Source organism: Haloferax sulfurifontis (assembly GCF_014635105.1).
GTDB lineage: Archaea > Halobacteriota > Halobacteria > Halobacteriales > Haloferacaceae > Haloferax > Haloferax denitrificans.
On record NZ_BMCI01000004.1, the window covers coordinates 220,178 to 237,882 of the forward strand.

At 65.3% G+C, this 17,705-nt stretch carries 15 protein-coding genes and 1 tRNA gene; 4 read left to right on the forward strand and 12 right to left on the reverse strand.

What is annotated here, in order from left to right; genetic code table 11:
- Nucleotides 1-27: 27 nt before the first annotated feature.
- From IEV64_RS12630 to IEV64_RS12665, 8 genes are all read right to left on the reverse strand, one after another.
- Nucleotides 28-786, reverse strand: coding sequence for an FkbM family methyltransferase (locus IEV64_RS12630; protein ID WP_188424109.1), 759 nt, complete (start codon nt 784-786; stop codon nt 28-30).
- A 328-nt stretch (nt 787-1,114) separates the two neighbouring features.
- A tRNA-Gln gene (locus tag IEV64_RS12635) sits at nt 1,115-1,218 on the reverse strand.
- A gap of 75 nt (nt 1,219-1,293) precedes the next feature.
- Entirely contained in the window at nt 1,294-1,746 is a 453-nt protein-coding gene (locus IEV64_RS12640) for a metal-dependent transcriptional regulator (protein ID WP_007275076.1), read from the reverse strand.
- 4 nt (nt 1,747-1,750) lie between these two features.
- Complete coding sequence (locus IEV64_RS12645; protein ID WP_007275077.1) at nt 1,751-2,242, reverse strand: hypothetical protein; 492 nt, start codon at nt 2,240-2,242, stop codon at nt 1,751-1,753.
- A gap of 167 nt (nt 2,243-2,409) precedes the next feature.
- Complete coding sequence (gene sufD / locus IEV64_RS12650; protein ID WP_188424020.1) at nt 2,410-3,618, reverse strand: Fe-S cluster assembly protein SufD; 1,209 nt, start codon at nt 3,616-3,618, stop codon at nt 2,410-2,412.
- A gap of 3 nt (nt 3,619-3,621) precedes the next feature.
- A complete protein-coding gene (sufB, locus tag IEV64_RS12655; protein WP_007275079.1) occupies nt 3,622-5,052 on the reverse strand; it encodes a Fe-S cluster assembly protein SufB in 1,431 nt (476 codons plus the stop codon).
- Between the two features lie 12 nt (nt 5,053-5,064).
- Nucleotides 5,065-5,970, reverse strand: coding sequence for an ABC transporter ATP-binding protein (locus IEV64_RS12660; RefSeq protein WP_007275080.1), 906 nt, complete (start codon nt 5,968-5,970; stop codon nt 5,065-5,067).
- 218 nt (nt 5,971-6,188) lie between these two features.
- Nucleotides 6,189-10,202, reverse strand: coding sequence for a DNA polymerase domain-containing protein (locus tag IEV64_RS12665; RefSeq protein WP_188424021.1), 4,014 nt, complete (start codon nt 10,200-10,202; stop codon nt 6,189-6,191).
- Nucleotides 10,203-10,307: 105 nt separating this feature from the next.
- Here IEV64_RS12665 and IEV64_RS12670 point away from each other — a divergent pair, with 105 nt between their 5' ends.
- From IEV64_RS12670 to IEV64_RS12680, 3 genes are read left to right on the forward strand one after another with little or no spacing between them, the layout of a single operon-like run.
- A complete protein-coding gene (locus IEV64_RS12670) occupies nt 10,308-10,493 on the forward strand; it encodes a DUF7331 family protein (RefSeq protein WP_004971156.1) in 186 nt (61 codons plus the stop codon).
- Nucleotides 10,494-10,541: 48 nt separating this feature from the next.
- Nucleotides 10,542-11,129, forward strand: a complete 588-nt coding sequence (locus tag IEV64_RS12675) for a DUF7322 domain-containing protein (RefSeq protein ID WP_188424022.1) — start codon at nt 10,542-10,544, stop codon at nt 11,127-11,129.
- Nucleotides 11,130-11,156: 27 nt separating this feature from the next.
- Nucleotides 11,157-11,585: a DUF7346 family protein gene (locus IEV64_RS12680; protein ID WP_007275083.1), complete on the forward strand. Its 429-nt coding sequence runs from the start codon at nt 11,157-11,159 to the stop codon at nt 11,583-11,585.
- 24 nt (nt 11,586-11,609) lie between these two features.
- On the opposite strand, the gene rad50 is transcribed toward IEV64_RS12680, so the two are convergent.
- The 4 genes from rad50 to IEV64_RS12700 are packed head-to-tail and all read right to left on the reverse strand — an operon-like array spanning nt 11,610 to nt 16,295.
- On the reverse strand, nt 11,610-14,291 hold the full coding sequence (gene rad50 / locus IEV64_RS12685; protein ID WP_188424023.1) for a DNA double-strand break repair ATPase Rad50: 2,682 nt from the start codon (nt 14,289-14,291) through the stop codon (nt 11,610-11,612).
- Nucleotides 14,288-15,595: a DNA double-strand break repair protein Mre11 gene (gene mre11 / locus IEV64_RS12690; protein WP_229722617.1), complete on the reverse strand. Its 1,308-nt coding sequence runs from the start codon at nt 15,593-15,595 to the stop codon at nt 14,288-14,290. The genes rad50 and mre11 overlap by 4 nt, the downstream gene beginning before the upstream one ends.
- On the reverse strand, nt 15,592-15,999 hold the full coding sequence (locus IEV64_RS12695) for a DUF7966 family protein (protein ID WP_188424024.1): 408 nt from the start codon (nt 15,997-15,999) through the stop codon (nt 15,592-15,594). The genes mre11 and IEV64_RS12695 overlap by 4 nt, the downstream gene beginning before the upstream one ends.
- A 26-nt stretch (nt 16,000-16,025) precedes the next feature.
- A complete protein-coding gene (locus IEV64_RS12700; protein WP_004044086.1) occupies nt 16,026-16,295 on the reverse strand; it encodes a helix-turn-helix domain-containing protein in 270 nt (89 codons plus the stop codon).
- A gap of 171 nt (nt 16,296-16,466) precedes the next feature.
- Here IEV64_RS12700 and pan1 point away from each other — a divergent pair, with 171 nt between their 5' ends.
- A complete protein-coding gene (pan1, locus tag IEV64_RS12705; RefSeq protein WP_004971162.1) occupies nt 16,467-17,684 on the forward strand; it encodes a proteasome-activating nucleotidase Pan1 in 1,218 nt (405 codons plus the stop codon).
- Nucleotides 17,685-17,705 lie beyond the last annotated feature (21 nt).

A 17,705-nucleotide genomic window follows, 5' to 3' on the forward strand; every position in this document is an offset into this window, starting at 1 on the left:
CCGGTCGAATCGACTCCTCGACCGCGACTACGCGGACCGGGACGCTTCTGCCCGCGCCCGCGGCTCGCACACCCAGCCCTCGCGGACCGGGACCAGCTCGTAGCCCGCCTCCCGGAGCAACGCTTTCGCCGCCGCCTCGTCGTGGCTCCCGCGGGCGTCGTGCAGTTCGAAATACACCGTCGGCCGGTGCTCACCGAGGACCGCTTCCGCCCCTCGGAGCACGTTCAGCCCGAACCCTTCGACGTCGACTTTCAGGTGGTCCGGCGGCGGGACCGTCCCAGAATCGACGAGCGAGTCGAGCCGCCGCATCGACACCGACGCCGTGTCGACGACCCGCGCCGCCCACGCGCTCGCGTGGTCCCGCGAGAACGACCCCAGTTCGTCGTAGCTCGACAGGTGGAACGCCCGCGATTCGTCGGCTTCACCGAGGCCGCAGTCGAGCAGGTCCACCCGGTCGTCGAAGTCGTTGACCTCGACGTTCGCCCACAACTGGTCGACGACCTCGGGATGCGGCTCGACGGCGACCACCCGCGCCGAGGGCTCGCTGGCCGCGACCGCGAGGGTGTAGGTTCCCGTGTTCGCGCCCACGTCGACGACCACGTCGCCGTCGTCGAGACCGAGCAACAGCGCCTGTAAGAGCACGTCGTTGCCGTGGCGGTTGTACAGTTCGTAGCTCCTGAAACTCGTCCGCCCGACGTGTTTCTTCGTGGCGACGAGCCGTCGCTCGTAGTTCGCCCGGACGAGCGCGTAGTGGAGGGAGTACGCGAGGTGGCGAGCGGCCGACACCGGGTGCAGGAGAGACACGTTAGTGTATTGTCATTGTGTGCCGATAAAAATCGCTCGGCGGCGAAGCGCCACGCTCTTCGCGGTAGGTCGTCGGAGAAGTGTCGAGTAGTCCCGGGCGGATTCGAACCACGAAGACTCGAATCCTCTCGTCTTCTGGGTGTCGAATCGCCTTCCGTGACAAATTCGTGGCTCACCGTTCGGTTCGCCACAGAATTAGTAGTCCCGGGCGGATTCGAACCACGAAGACTCGAATCCTCTCGTCTTCTGGGTGTCGAATCGCCTTCCGTGACAAATTCGTGGCTCACCGTTCGGTTCGCCACAGAATTAGTAGTCCCGGGCGGATTCGAACCGCCGTCAGCGGCTGTCTTCTCGGCACGCATTGAACCGTACCAATCCAAAGGCCGCTATGATTGGCCACTACACCACGGGACTTCGGTGATGTCGTCCACTCGTCGGTTGTCCGCTGGTAAATGAAAACGCTTCGGTTCCGGTCGGTCGCGTCGGCGACTAATCGGCGGCTTCCGTCTCCGTCTCGGGTTCCGCGCCGCACACGTCGAGATACTCGCAGGCGTCGGTCTCGGGGTCGAAACAGTCGGGACAGTCGGAGTTGCGGTCGATGATGGTGTCGAGTCGCTCCGCGATCATCCCGTCGATGACGGGTTCGAGCTCGCGGGCCTCCGCGCGGAACTCCTCGACGTCGAGGACGTTCGAGAGGAAGCGCTCGATGATGCAGTAGGTCTGGAGCGCGTCGCGGGCGCGGACGATGCCGTCGTCCGTGAGCGTGACGCCCTTGTACTTCTCGTGTTCGGCGAGGCCACGGGATTCGAGCTTGCCGATCATCTCGTTCGCACTCGCCGGACTCACCTCCATCATGTCCGCGAGCGCGCCGGTGGCCGCCGGGCCGTTGTCCATCTCCTGCAGCAGGTAAATCGCCTTGACGTATTGGTCTGCCGTGTTCATCGTTTCACTCGCGGTCTTCCATGATTCGCGTCACTTCTTCTACGCCCTCGGCCTCCTCGTCGCGAATCGCCGACAGCGTCGCGACGAGTTCCTCGCGGTCGATAGAGAACTGTGCCTCGCTCGCCTCGATGGCCTCGATGACGTCGTCGTAGAACTTGTAGGCGGTCTCCTCGTTACAGAGCTGGTCGTACAGAACGCCGTCGAAGTCCTCGGGCTTCGTCTGGCCGTACTGGGCCTCGACCAGCGCCTCAATCTCCTCGAAGGGGACGCTGTCGACCTCCAGCCGGTCGACGACGGCTTCGAGGCGTTCGCGGTGGTCCGCGGACTCCTCGGCGGCGTGCGAAAGCAGGGCCCGAATCTCCTCGTCGAGCGCGTCTTCGTCGAGTTCCTCGTGGTGGTGGTAGGCGCGCGCCTCCACGACCTCTTCGAGGACGATACCGATCTGGAGGAGTCGTGCGAGCTGGTGGTCCGAGCTGACCTGATACCCGACGCTCACGGACTCGTCCCCCTCACCGTTCGAAGACACGGTCCCGCGACGTACATACACACCTCTCCGAGAGTAACCGACTTAAGCGGTTCCCTCGCGGGTCGGCGAGGCGGGAAGAATCGGTCGGCGAAACGGCGAAAAAACGGTCGGCGAAGCCGCGCCGCGGAGCGGTCGGACTACCGCAGGCGGGCCGCGATGAGTTCCTCGAGATCGTCGCGGAACTCGTCGACGGCAATCTCTTCGAGGACGGGGACGAAAAAGCCCTCCACGAGCATGTTACGGGCCTGTTCTTCGGGGATGGACCGAGAGACCATGTAGAAGAGGTCCTCGGCGTCGACCTGCCCGACGGAGGCGGCGTGCGACGCCTCGGTGTCGTGGTTGTTGATGATGAGCTTCGGCGACGCGTCGGCCTCGGACTGGTCCGAGAGCATCAGCGTGTTCTCGCGCTGGTAGGAGTTCGTGCTCCACGCGTCGCGGCCGACGTCCTGGACGCCCTCGTACACCGAGCGCGCCTCGTCGTCGAGGACGCCGCGGGTCACGAGGTCGGCCGTCGTGTTCTCGGCTTTGTGCCAGACGCGGGCGTTCACGTCGAGGTGCTGGTCGTCGTGACCGAAGAACGCGCCGACGATTTTCGTCTCCGACGCCTCGCCGTTGAGTTCGGTCTCGACGTCGCTCCGGGTGAGCCGCGAGCCGAGGTTCCCCTCGATCCAGTTGACCGTCGAGTAGGTGTCGGCGTCGGCGCGCTTGAGCGAGTACGTGTACGTCTCCTCGTCGAGGTTCTGCAGGGAGCCGTACTGGACGTACGAGTTCTCGCCCGCGTCGATTTCGACGAGGTTCGAGAAGTACCGCGCGTCGTCGACGCTGTCGCCGGACTCGATGGCTTCGAGGATGGTGACCGACGAGGATTTCTCGGTGACGACGAGCGTGTGGCTGAACAGCGACCGAGAGTTCATCTCGGCGCGAATCTTCACGTCCTCGGCGTCGACGCCCTCGGGGACGTAGATGAACGTGCCCGTGGTGAAAAGCGCCGCCGAGAGAGCCGTGAGGTAGTTCGTCTCGGGGTTGACGACCGAGCCGAAGCGCTCCTCGATGAGGTCGCCGTACTCGTCGAGCGCCTCCGTGAAGGGGAGGACCACGACGCCCTCGGGCGACTCGCGGGTCGTCTCGTCGGCCTGGTTCAGCGGGTCGACGAGCGACTCGAAGTCGAGCGCTTCGAGGTTCGTCCAGCGGCGACCGGGCGTCTGGATGACGTCCGGCAGTTCGAGCTCGTCGAGTGCTTCGAGGGCTTCGAGGCGGGCCTCGAGGAGCCACTCCGGCTCGTCCCGTGCGTCCGAAATCTCTCGTACCGTCTCTGCGGACAGGTTCGCGGGAAGTTGCGCACTCATTGGTTATCCGAGGCTACCCTCCATCTCGAGTTCGACGAGTCGGTTGAGTTCGACCGCGTACTCGATGGGCAGTTCCTCCGTGATGGGTTCGATGAACCCGGAGACGATCATCTGCTTCGCGTCGTCGTCGTCGAGGCCGCGCGACTGGAGGTAGAAGATGTCCTCGTCGCCGATCTTGCCGACGGTCGCCTCGTGGGCGACGTCGACCTGCGACTCGTTGATCTCCATGTACGGCATCGTGTCCGAGGTGGACTCGTTGTCGAACATGAGCGCGTCACACTCGACCGCGGTCGAGGAGTTCTTCGCGCCGTTGGCGATGTGGACGAGACCGCGGTAGTTCGTGCGGCCGCCGTCCTTCGAGATGGACTTCGACTCGATGGTCGACTTCGTCTCGGGGGCGTTGTGGTACACCTTCGCGCCGGTGTCGATGTTCTGGCCCTCGCCCGCGAAGGCGATGGTGATGTGGTTGTCGGAGGCGCCGCGGCCCTTCAGAATCGACGCCGGGTACAGCATGGTGGCCTTCGAGCCCATCGAGCCCGAAATCCACTCCATGCGGCCGCCCTTCTCGACGATGGCGCGCTTGGTGTTGAGGTTGTAGGTGTTCTTCGACCAGTTCTGCACGGTCGAATACTGGACGTGGGCGTCCTCGCCGACGAACACTTCGACGCCGCCGGAGTGGAGGTTGAACGCGGAGTACTTGGGAGCCGAACAGCCCTCGATGTAGTGGACTTCGGAGCCCTTCTCCGCGACGATGAGCGTGTGCTCGAACTGGCCCATGCCCTCGGAGTTCATGCGGAAGTACGCCTGCACCGGCATCTCGACCGTCACGTCCTCGGGGACGTAGACGAACGAGCCGCCGGACCAGATAGCGCCGTGAAGCGCCGCGAACTTGTTGTCGCTCGGGGGGACGCACTTCGTCATGAAGTACTCCTTGACGATGTCTTCGTGCTCCTGGACCGCCTGGTCCATGTTCATGAAGACGACGCCTTTCTCCTCCCAGCGCTCCTGCATGTTCTGGTAGACGACTTCGGACTCGTACTGGGCGCCGACGCCCGAGAGGGCGTTCTTCTCGGCTTCCGGGATGCCCAGCTTGTCGAAGGTGTCCTTGATGTCGTCCGGCAGGTCGCGCCAGTCGTCGACGCCGCCGCGGACTTCCACGTCGGGTCGGATGTACGGGACGATTTCGTCCACGTTGACCTCGGAGAGGTCCGGCTGGCCGGGCCAGTCGGTCGGCATCGGCATTTTCTGGTACTGCTTGAGCGCGCGAAGGCGGCGCTCGAGCATCCATTCGGGCTCGTCTTTGTCCTCCGAGATGACGCGGATGGTCTCTTCGGTGAGACCCTTCTCGGCCACGAACGCGGCCTTCTGCTCCTTCTTGAACTCGAAGCGAGCTTCCGTGTCTGTCTCTTTGAGGTGGTCTTGGTCGGAACTCATGATGTTGGGGGATTACGCGGCTTCGTACACTTCCTCACGGACCCAGTCGTAGCCCTTGTCTTCGAGTTCGGACGCGAGCGAGGCGTCGCCGCTCTTGACGACCTTGCCGTCCAGCATGATGTGGACGTGGTCCGGCTCGACGTATTCGAGGATACGCTGGTAGTGAGTGATCTGGAGGATACCCGTGCCCTGCTCGTCGCGCAGTGCGTTGATACCCTTCGAGACGTCCTGCAGGCGGTCGATGTCGAGACCGGAGTCGATCTCGTCGAGCACCGCAATCGAGGGCTCGAGAATCGCGGCCTGAAGGACCTCGTTTTGTTTCTTCTCGCCGCCGGAGAAGCCGGCGTTGAGGTAGCGTTGCATGAACTTCTCGTCCATGTCGAGGAGGTCCATCTTCTCCTTGAGGAGCTTCTGGAACTCGGCGACGCCGACTTCGCCGTCGTCGACGTTACCCTCCATCGGGGAGGTGTCGTAGCCGGCTTCCGCTTCTTCTTCCTCGTCGTCCTCGCCGAAGAGGAGCTCCTCGCGCTCGTCGATTTTCGCGTTGAGCGCGGTGCGGAGGAAGTTCGTCATGGTGACGCCCTCGATTTCCGCGGGGTACTGGAAGCCGAGGAAGATACCGAGCGCGGCGCGCTCGTTCGGCTCCAGTTCCAGAAGGTTCCACGTGCGGGCGTCGTCCGGGATTTCGACGTCGCCGAAGTCGTCGTCCTCCAGGTGAAGGAGGATTTCTCCGTCGGTTACTTCGTAGGCGGGGTGTCCGGCGATGATTTTAGAAGTCGTAGACTTGCCGGAGCCGTTGGGACCCATCAGCGCGTGGATCTCACCGGATTTGACTTCCAGGTCGACACCTCGCAGAATCTGCTCACCGTCTTCCTCCGCGACTCGTGCGTGGAGGTTCTTGATCTCGAGAGTTGCCATCGTTGGTTCGTTGCCTCGTACTCGAAGGGTGGGGAGTATCGCCCATAATGCTTGCGCATTCACCCCCGCCACCTTTTGCAGAAAGAAAATTTGTTTTCAAATCCGCAAAGAATCGGAGCGATTCGCGACACGCGTCCGGGTTTCGGACAGCCGAACACCGTTACGGTCCCGCCGACTATGTAACCAAATGTGGTTTCGTGAGTCCCCGTTGCGAACGCTCACATGAAACTGCCGAGGCCGGTCTGTTCCTGCCCGCTTTTCACCTCGTCCCACGACATCCCGAGCGCCTCGATGACGCGGGAGATGGGCCCTTCGAGCGTCTTTGTGAGCATCGTCTCCCAGTCGACTTCGAACTCCTCGGGAATCTGGTCGGCGTACTCGAAGCAGATGACGTCGGGGTCGCGCTTGAACTCCCGGTAGAGGTCGTCGACCTGCGGGTCGAACTCGCCGGCCTCCATCTCGCGGAACCACGACGGGTGGACCTTCTTGAGGTAGACCCGCTTCGGCTTCGACCCCCGACCGAAGTTCGTGCCGAGGAACGCGTTGGCGTACTGCGCCCCGCGGACGTGTGCGGTCGGCGTCTCGTACGCCGAGAGGCGCTTGCCGATGCCGCCGGGGATGCCGGCCTGTTCGAGCGGCAGGTTCCCCGCCTCGAAGTCGGTGATGATGTCGTGGAGGTAGTCTTTGATGACCTCGGTGTCCTCGCCGTGGACGATCATGTCGATGACGTCCTTCTGGACCTCTTTGGTTATCTGCGCGATGTCCGACCGTTTGTACTCGAAGCCCGTGATATCGATGTCGTCGACGTCCTTGCCCTCCTTCCAGACGATGTGGCCCGCGTAGCGCTTTTTCTTCCCCGCCTGGAAGAACCGCCGGTAGAGCTTCTCGAACTCGATTTGGAAGCGGTGTTCGTCCGCGCCCAACTCGTCGCGCGCGAAGTCGTCGTAGGCGGCGTTGATGTGCTCCTCGATGTCGAACGACTGCTCGATGGCCTCCTGTTTCGACACGCCGGGACCGAGTTCGAGCATGACGCTGTCGGTGTTGTGAAGGACAATACCTCCAACACCGTCGACGAAGTTTTCGTTTTCTTCGACGCTCAGGTCGTACACGTAGCCGTCGTGGTCGACTTCGGTCAGCACGGGGTCTCGGCCTTTCCGGTAGGTGCCACACGTCCGAATAGTGTACGAGTCTTTGCTGTTGCGATACTTGATCGAGTGTTTTTGCCCCCGTTGCGTGAGCAACATCGAGAGACCGGCAGCAAGTTCTCGGCTCGTCGTCTCGAAGTCGAAGTTCCGCTGTGCGTACGCTTCGGTGTATCGTGGGAATTCGCGGGACCCGTCGCCTTCGACGAGCAACGTCAGAAACAGGTCTTGCTTCTCCTCAGGAAGGTGGAAGACGAATGAAGGAATCCGTTTACCACGCGACGTCTGTCCTGCGAACTCGCGGAAGAACACAGCCGCGAGTTCGTTCATCATCTGCAGTTTCAGCGTCTCGTCATTGTACGTGACCGACGCACCGCCTGTGTCCGTTTGATACTCGACGGTTCGCTCCGCTTGTCGGTCGCTCGTAATGATACCGGCGGTCGTGTTCTCGAACAGTCGAGAGTAATCTCGCTGGAGTTGCGCTAGCCACTCACGGTCGGATTCAGCGATACTTGCCCCGAATTTCGACGTCGCCGTCTCGCCAGTGGATGCGCTTCCTTCAGGGACGTACGCACCGAGGAGCCGAATGAGTGCTGCACCATCTTCGCTGTCGATATCGACGAATCGTTTGACTTTGACGGTCGAGTCGACGTCTCGGTGGTGCTCGTGGCCGAACCAGACATACTCGTCGTCCGCGTGGATTTGTTTCCGCTTCGTTATCGAATTATCGCTCCCGACGCTCCGTCCGTCCTCGTACTCGCGTTCGTACCCACGAAGGACCTCGTAGACGTCGACCTGCTCGACAGGCTCGACGTCGGGCACCCCGGAGACGCGATACGGCTCCGCCACGTCGTCCGGAGAGACAGTTGTGAGGCCGTCTTCACCGGGGACGACGTACGAGTGGTCTCTCGTCGTCGTCGACTCACCGAACTTGTGTTGGAGGTTCACCACCGGTTTGTCCGTTTTATGGCGAATCGCCTGCGCAATCGGTTGCCACTCCGCCTCTCCATCTTCGTTCACAGAGAGGGCGTCCCACCCGTCGAGCGCTCGGCGAGTCTTCCCGGGAGTGGCACTTGCGACGACGTCCCCGTCGGCAGCGATGAGTACCTCAGATTCAGTCGTTCCGCGAGCAAACAAGTCCTCGATAGGAAGGATTCGAACAGTCCCACCGGGATCTCTGGCGACGACCGGGCGATCTCCCGTCACACTGTCGCCGTAGGCCACGTCGTAGCCGATTTGGTTCGCCGCCTGCTCCGTGAACTCGATGACCTTCCGGCCGGTCGCCGTCACCGCCGCGCCCATCTCCTTGTCATAGAGGCGGAAGCGGTCCCAGCCCAGCACGCCGTACAGCGAGTTCATGATGACCTTCACCGCGGCCTGCTGGCGGTCGAACTGCTCGTACTCCGACGAGCCGGGGTCGTGGGAGTTCCGTAGCGACTTCTTCTCCTCCCGCTCGGTGAGGAGTTCGTCGACCATCTCCCGAATCATGCCGTCAGGCTCCTGTTGGAAGTGCGTCCCGTTGGGCGCGCGGAACATCTCCCCGTCGTAGTGTTCGGGGTCGACTTTCGTCTCGGGCGACGCGTTGATGGTCACCATGCACATCGGGTACAGCGACTTCAGGTCGAGCACCGTGACGTTCTCCTTGACGCCGGTGATGGGGTCGAACACGGCCCCTCCCTCGTAGTCCTCCGACTCCTGTTTCCCCTTCGAGGGGAGCGCGAACTCGCCGTGGACCTTGTGGAGCACGTAGATGTCGACGGTGTCGCCGGGCGTCGGCGCGTCTTCGAGCTTACAGCCGACGAACGTCCGCACCTCGTCCCAGAAGGCGATGATGTCCTGTTTCCGGTCGATTTCGACGCACAGCTCCACGTCGCGGAGGTTGTATTCGAGCAGGCGCTCGGGGTCTTCCTCCCAGAGGTCGCCGATGTCGCCCGAGTAGCGCTCCTTGCCCGCGTCGAGTTCGAGTTCGCCGACCGCGTCGAGGCGGTAGGATTCGAGTTCGGTGAACTGAGTGCGCTTGTAGGCGTACAGCAGGTCGAAGACGACGCGTCCCTTGATGTCCGGGCCGCCCCAGCCGCCGCGCCAGACCTCGCCGAGCCGCGACATGCGGTTGTAGTCGAGGTTCAGGTCGGTCGTCGGGTCGACTTCCTCCAACCGGTCGAGGAAGTACGGCGCGTCGAAATCCTCGAAGTTCCACCCGGTGAGGATGTCAGGGTCGGTCTCCTCGATGTACGCGAGGAAGGCGTCGAGCATCTCGGCCTCCGCGTCGAACGTCCGGACCTCCACGTCCGCGTCCTCGCCGAGAAAGTCGTAGTTCGGCAACGCGTCGGGGCGCTTGCCGAGGCCGTCTTCGGCGACGGCGTGCCAGACGACGTACTCGTCGCGGTGGGAGTCGTGGCTGGTCAGACAGATAATCGGCTCTTCGCCCTCCTCGGGGAAGCCGTTCCGGTCGTTGACCTCGATGTCGAAGGTGTTCACCCGGAGGTTTGCGTCGACCTCCGCGGGCGCGACCTCCTGGTGGGGAATCTGAATCGTCCCGTCGCCGTCGTCGAGGCGGCGCGCGGGGACGCGGACGCCGCTTTTGATGTCCTTGTCGATAAGCAGGCGGTTCGGAAAGAGGATGTCCGCCTCGTAGTGGTCGAACTCGTCGCGAATCTGGCCGACGTCGCGGGGGGTGCGGCCGAAAATCTTCGTCAGTTCCTCGCCGCGAATACTCTCGAACCCGTCCTCGGTGCCGGTGATTACGTCCTTGTCGAGCGCGTCGTCGTCGAGGCTGTCAGTGGGCGCGTAGAAGTACGGTCGGAACCCGAGCACGCGGACGTGCTCGGTCTCGTCGTCCGCCGTCCGACCGAAGATGTGAATCACCGGGTACTCGTCGCGGCCCGCGCCCTCGATGGTGTAGTCGACCTGCGTGACGGCCAGTTCGACCGTCCCGTCCGGGTCGGGAAACCGCACCTCGTCCGTGTCGATGACGTCGGAGACGTGCTGGCCGGCGTCGCCGGCGACGATGGCGGCCTCCTCGTCAGGCCGCGCGTCGCCCGCGCCGTCGGCGTCGTTCCCCCCGAAGTCGGTCAGACCCGTCTGCGTCATGGCAGTCGCTTCGGCGGCGCGGCTAAAAACCCCGGCGTTTCCGCGAACCGCACCCCGAATCACGGAAAGACATTTACCCATGTATGACATTCCTTGTCACACGATATGACCGACCACGCAACTCCGGAGCGGTGGGATGGCACGATCGACGGCGACGGACCGACTGGTCCGACGGGAGCCGAGACGGTCGAATCCTACGATATCGACGGTGGCGTGGTGTTCTACGACGCGGAGAACCCACTCGCGTGGGTCGAGGCCTCGCGCTCGATGCGCCTCGACGACTGCGCCTGACTCGGCCGAAACGGACACTTTTTCTCGGCACGGCGTCTCGACGCGAGCGTGACGGACGACGAGCGACGCGAGGGAACAGCCGCCGACGCGGCCGACGTGGACGACGACGCGGAGCGTCCGTCGGCGGACATGGCCTCGAAAATCGACCCGGAAAAACGGTGGGGCGACCCCGAGGCCCGCTGGGACCCGGAAACCCGCTGGGGGAACCCCGAAAAGGACCTCCCGACGATTCCCCGCGTCCGCATCCCCGGCGAAGACGCCGGCGACGGCGACGACTCCAACGGCGAGGGCGACGATGCGCCGGAGTTCTCCCCCGACGTGAACCCCGAAGTCGCCCGACTGTTCTGGGCGAGCGTGGTGCTCGCCAACGTCGGCCTCGCGGGACTCACGGTGGGACCGATGCTCGTCTACTTCCGCGGCGACACGCTCCTCGGCGGCGGCCTGTTCCTGTTCGGCGCGGTCGTGCTCGTCCGCGTCTACTCCATCTACCGGGAGTTCAAGCGAGGCGAGTGGCGGGACGAGGACGGCGACGACAGCGACGACAGCGACGGAGATGACGCGGACGACGGCGGACCGACCGAAGACGCAGGCAACGCGGACGACCCCGCCGCGGACGCTCCCGAGCGCAACCGCTAACAGTCACTGTGCCCTTCACCGGCACATATGCGAACCGTGCGCGGGCCGGACGGCCGGACGTACCTCCTCGTCAAGCAGTCGAGCGACGCCAGCCGCGTCCGCGACCCGGAGACCGGCGAGGAGCGACACCTACCGAACGACGACCTCGAAGCCGTGAGCGGCGAGTCCCCGCTCGAAACCGCCGCGCGCGCCGTCCCCGAACCCGCCCGGCGAATCCTCGTCGCGGTCCCGACCGAGCGCGGTCTGGGCCTGCTCGTCGACCTCGTCGACCGCGGGCCGCTCCCCGTGGTCGACCTCCTCGGTGCCTACGACCTCTGCGAGAGCGACCTCCACGGCCTCTTGACCGAGTTCCGGGCCGCCGACCTCGTCGCCGAGGCCACGGTCTACGGGGAGCGCGGCTACGAGGCGACCGACGCCGCGAAAGAAGGAATCGAGCTCCTGCGGGCGAGCGAATAAGCGCCGAGGAAGGGGCGACCGCCCTCAGTCGTCCGCGAGCGCGCCCTCGATGGTCGGCGCGTCGGTCCGCTCGACCGTCGAACGGTTCGTCGTCGGGTTCTTCTCCACGCGGACGAGGTCGTCGGCCGCGCCGACCAGCTTGTCGTCGTGGCTGACGATGAGAATCTGCTTGACGCCGCGGCTCTGCATATCCTCGACGAGGTCGACCAACCGCGAGACGTGGCCGTCGTCGAGGAACACCGTCGGCTCGTCGAGGATGAGCGGCGGCAGGGGAGCCGCGCCGTCGATGCCCTCGGCGAGGAGCCGGTAGATTGCACAGCGGAGGCTGAGGTTGAACAGGGCGCGCTCGCCGCCCGAGAGCTGTTCGGGTTCGAGCGCGGTGCCGTCCTTCTGGAACACCGTCAGCCCGTACTCGCCGTCGAGCCGGATTCGCGAGTAGGCGTCGTTGGCGTAGACGAGGTCGAACGTCTCGTTGAGCATCCGTTCGAGCACCTCGACGTTGCGCTGGCGAAGCTCCGCCCGGAGGTCGCCGTAGGTCGATTCGAGCGTCGAGACCTCCTCGTGGACCGATTCGAGGGCGTCCACGCGCTCGGAGAGGTGGTCACGGCGCTCCCGCAGGGCGTCCAACTGTTCGAGTTCGGCCTCGACGCCGCCGACGCGGCTCTGGAGTTCGTCGCGGTCGTCGCGCAACTCGGGAAGCACCTCGTCTTCGACCCGTTCGAGGTACGCCGCGGCCTTCTGCTTGCGCTGTCTCGCCCCCTCGACCGCCTCCTCGTCGACCGTCTCTCGGAGTTCGTCGCGGCGCTCGCGGCGCTCTCGGAGGTGCTCGCGCCGTTCGCGGTTCACCTCGGCGAGCGTCTCGCGCTTCTCGCGGAGCCGGTCCCGCGCGTCGATTTTCTCGGCCCGCGCGTCGACCAGCGACTCGACGCGGTCGAGTCGGTCGCGCCGGTCGCCGAGGGCGTCGAGGTCGGATTCGAGCGATGCGACCGTCTCTGCGACTTCCTCGGCCCGCTCGGCCTGCGTCGTCGCCGCCTCGCGTTTCTCTTCGGCTTCGGCTTCGAGTTCCGCGGCCGCCTCGCGCTTTTCGGCGGCGGCCTCGCGGCGGCTCTCGACGGTCTCCTCGCGGTCGGCGATGCGTTCGTCCACGAGGTCGAGTCTGTCGCGCTGGGAACTCGCGCGGTTCTCGACTTCGACCAGCGCCTCGGCCGCCTCGACGGCCGCCGAGCGCGACTCGACCGCCGATTCGAGCGATTCGCGGTCGGCCTCCAGCGACTCGACCGCGGCCTCGCGCTCGCTGATGGCGTCGACGTGGGGCGACCCCTCGACCGGCTGTCCGCACTCGGGGCACTTGCCCGCGTCGCGGAGGCGCTCGGCCTCGGCGAGCCGCTCGCGCGCGTTCTTCAGTTCGGTCTCCGTCTCCGCGAGCGACTCGCGGGCGTCGGACCGCGCCTCCCGTCGTTCTTCGAGGAGGTCGGCGGCCTCGCCGAGTTCGACGGGTGCGTCTTCGAACCGCGCTTCGGCGTCGTCGAGCGACGACCGAAGCTCGGCGCGCGTCTCGCGGAACGATTCGAGCTCTCGCTCGGCCTCGGCGGCGGTCTCCGCGTCGGCGTCGGCGGCCTCGCGTTTCTCCGCGGCGCGCGATTCGAGGTCGTCGGCGCGCTCGGCGAGCCGCTCGGCCTGCGTCTCGAACGCCTGCGCCCGCGTCCGCGCCTCCGAGAGGTCGTCGCGGAGTTCCGCCTCGCGCTCCGACAGCGCCTCGCGCGCGTCGGCTATCGCCTCGTCGCTCGCGTCGTCGAGGTCGGCCCGAGCGAGGGCGTCGTCGATGTCCGATTCGAGTTCGTCGGCGGCGGCGGCGATTTCGCGGATTCGCTCCGAGAGGTCGTCTCGCTTCGTCTCGTCCGCGGAGATCTTCGCGGTCAGGTCCTCGATTGTCGCCTCGATTTCGTCGAGTCGATCCCGCTTTTCGGCGTGTTCGTCGAGCGTCGACTCGGCGGCGTCGAGCGCCGACTTCGCCTTGTCGCGCTGGTCCTCGTAGTTCGAAATATCCTCGTCGAGGGAGTCGAGTTCGGATTCGAGCGCGTTGAGCGTCGCGTGGAGGTCCGCGTCCTCCTTGGCCTCGATTTGCGACTCGACGTCTTCGAGGACGCTCCGCTTTTTCGTCAGCACGTCTTCGACCCCGAGCCGGGCGTTGCCGGCGCGCTCGCGGTACGTTTCGAGCTTCCCGAGCTGGAGGAGGTCGTCTATCATGTCCTGCCGCTGGCTCGGCGTCGCGTTGATGAGCTTGTTGACCTCGCCCTGCTGGACGTACGCGCAGTTCACGAACGCTTCGGCGTCCATCCGCAGGAGCGACGCGACGTGCCGGCGAACGTCGCGCGCGCCTTCGACGGTCCCCTCGGGACCTTCGAGGACGCACTTCGCGGTGGTCGCGCGGTCGCCGGAGACGCGAATCCGGCGGTCGATGCGGTACTCGCCGCCGTCGTGGACGAATTCGAGCGCGATTTCGGCGTCGTCCGCGCCCGTCGTCACCACGTCTTCGAGCGTCCCCGCGAGCGCCTTCGAGCCGTAGAGCGCGAAGAAACACGCTTCGAGGAGCGACGACTTGCCACTGCCGTTGACGCCGTGGATGACCGTGACGCCGTCTCTGAGGTCGAGTTCGGCGTCCTCGTAGGGCTTGAAGTTCCGGATGGCGATGCGGGTGAACCTCACGCGAAATCACCCAGCAAACTGTCGCGACTCGCCGCCGGGTCCGCGGGGGCCTCCGAGTCGGTGTCGGCGGTCGTCTCCGGGTCGGTCTCGGTCGCGTCTTCGGCGGCTTCAACGTCTTCAGCGACTGCCACGTCTTCGACGGTTTCGGAATTCTCGCCTTCGTCCTCACCTTCGGTCTCGCGCTCGGCGGCGACGAAGGCGTCGGGGTCGTCCGAGAGGAGCGATTCGACGCGCTCGCGCACCTCGTCGCGGACGTTCGAGTCGGCGACCTTGCTCGCGCGGACCGTCTCGTCCACGTCGAGGGCGGCGCTCGACAGGCCCATCTCGCGGACCCGCTCGCGCACCGCGTCGTCGGGGTCGGCGAAGGTCACGTCGGTCGCCAGGTCGGCGTCGTCGTCGATGTCGCGTTTGTCGTTGACGCGGGCGACGAGCGCGCCCTCCTCGACGGCGAACGACTCGACCGCCGCGGGCGTGACGGCGTCGCCCTCGCCCCGCAGTTCCACGATGACGACCGCGTCTTCGACGTCGAACTCGCGGACGCGCTGGCGGACGCGCTCGATGCCCTCGTCGCCGGCGAGGTCGACCTCGACGAAGGCGAACGGGCGCGTTTCGAGGGTGCGACGGCGGATGTCGACCGCGTCGGGCGCGAACTCGACGAGGTTGTAGCCGCGCGGGTCGCGCTCGCTCGCGCTCGCGCGCTCGGTCGACCCGCAGTAGGTCACCCACGTCCCGTCGAGGTCGGCGGTGTCGGGGACGTGGTTGTCGCCGAGGAGGACCGCGTCGAAGTCGACGTTCGACTCGGCGAGGACGGTTTCCGTCTCCCAGTCGGCGTGCGCGAAGGGCGTAAAGAGGCCGTGAGCGACGAGCACCGCGCGCTCGGCGTCGACGGGGTCGAACTGGTAGTCGAGTTCGTCGCGGCGAGAGCGCGGGACGTGGTCGAGCCCGTAGAAGGCCACGTCGCCGACGACGTGGGGGTCGCGTCCGAGCCTCGTCGCCAGTCCGAGGCGCTCGAAGAGGTCGAGCCACTGGCCCCCGCGGGTCGACTCGTGGTTGCCGACGATGGCGAGGAAGGGAATCCCGGCGTCGTCGAGGCGGCGGAGCGCGGCGAGCGTCCCGAGGAGGTCGGGGAGTTCGGGACGGCGGTCGTGGTAGAGGTCGCCCGCGTGGACGACCGCGTCGACGTCGCCGTCGAGCGCGTCCGCGACGACCCGCTCGAAGGCGTCGAGGAAGTCCTGTCGGCGCTCCGGCGAGTGGTACTGCTGATACCCGATGTGGGTGTCGCCGGTGTGTATCACCCGTGTCATCTATCACCCGGTTCGCCACCGCCGCTGAAAACGGTTGTGCGACCGGAGCGGAAGTGGTCGGCGTCCCGCGGTCGCCGCTCGGCGGCGCGAGACGTCCGGTTCGACTCGTCGGTGGCGTCCGCGAGCGCGATGCGGAGTCGGTCGAGGTCCGCGATGAGCGCCCGCCCACGACGCGCGCAGTCGTGGTGTCCGCGTCGAGCGGCCTCACCGACCGCTCGGCGGAGCGTCAGTTCGCCGCCGTCGGAGAGAAAGCGGGCGGCAGAAGAAAGCGACTGGAAGGCGTCACGCGCGTCGGCGACGACCTCGGCGGGCGGGCGCGACTCGGGTCGGTCGTCGATATCGGCGTCGGCGTCGGCGAGCGCGGAGAGCGCGCGGCCGACGTCGTCGGGAGTGGGCGAAGACATGTGCCGTCGTGGCCGCGCGTTCGGATTTAAATGTTGAGCGTGTAGAGCCGCTTGCGCGCGTCGGAGAACGAAAACCGGGAGTCGACCGCGCCCTCGTCTTCCAGCCGAGAGAGCGCGTAGCGGACTGTGCGCGGGGGCAGAAGCGATTCCTCGGCGATCTGGCTCTGGGTGAGCGTGTCCTCGTAGTCGAGAATCTTCGCGACCAACTTCGCGCTCGGGGGCATGTCCCGAACCGACGCCCAGCGGTCGTCTGCGTCGGGTTCGGACTCGCGTTCGACTGCTTCCGTAGTACTCATCGTACGAGACACCAAGCGATGCTATTAGATAATATTTGCTATCCATGAATATTACTAGAGGGAATTTATGTGACGCGCGTCAGACTCGTCATCCGGGCGGCAGACGCGCCCTAGGCGGCGAATCCCTCACACACCCGAAGCCTCTTATGAACCTGCACCCTATGCCGGATGATGACCGATACTGTGGACGACGTCGATCTCCCCTACGATAAGGACTCGGCGTCGCAGCAGGAGAAGATCACCGCCCTTCAAGAGCGGCTCGAAGTTCTCGAAACGCAAAACGAGGAGATGCGCGACAAGCTCCTCGACACGAACGCCGAGAACAACAAGTATCAACAGAAGCTCGAGCGCCTTACCCACGAGAACAAGAAGCTCAAGCAGTCGCCGCTCTTCGTTGCGACGGTTCAGGAAATCACCGACGAGGGGGTCATCATCAAGCAGCACGGTAACAACCAAGAGGCCCTCACCGAAGTGACAGACGAGATGCGCGAGGAGCTCGAACCCGACGCGCGCGTCGCCGTGAACAACTCTCTCTCCATCGTCAAGCGACTCGACAAGGAGACGGACGTCCGGGCGCGCGTGATGCAGGTCGAACACAGCCCCGACGTGACCTACGAGGACATCGGCGGACTCGAAGAGCAGATGCAGGAGGTCCGCGAGACGGTCGAGATGCCGCTCGACCGCCCCGAGATGTTCGAGAAGGTCGGCATCGACCCGCCGTCGGGCGTGCTCCTCTACGGCCCGCCGGGCACCGGGAAGACGATGCTCGCCAAGGCCGTCGCCAACCAGACGAACGCCTCGTTCATCAAGATGGCCGGCTCCGAGCTGGTGCACAAGTTCATCGGCGAGGGCGCGAAGCTCGTCCGCGACCTGTTCGAGGTCGCCCGCGAGAACGAGCCCGCCGTCATCTTCATCGACGAGATCGACGCCATCGCATCGAAGCGGACGGACTCGAAGACCTCCGGCGACGCCGAGGTCCAGCGCACGATGATGCAACTCCTCGCCGAGATGGACGGCTTCGACGAGCGCGGCAACATCCGCATCATCGCGGCGACCAACCGCTTCGACATGCTCGACCCCGCGATTCTCCGCCCCGGCCGGTTCGACCGCCTCATCGAGGTGCCCAAGCCGAACGAGGACGGCCGCGAGATAATCTTCCAGATTCACACCCGGAAGATGAACGTCTCCGACGACGTGGACTTCGTCGAACTCGCCGAGATGGCCGACAACGCCTCCGGTGCCGACATCAAGGCCGTCTGTACGGAAGCCGGGATGTTCGCCATCCGCGACGACCGCACGGAGATATACATGCAGGACTTCCTCGACGCCTGGGAGAAGATTCAGCAGGAAGCCTCGGACGAGACGGAAGTCTCCCGCGCGTTCGCGTAACCGACGCGAGTCGCGTTTCGT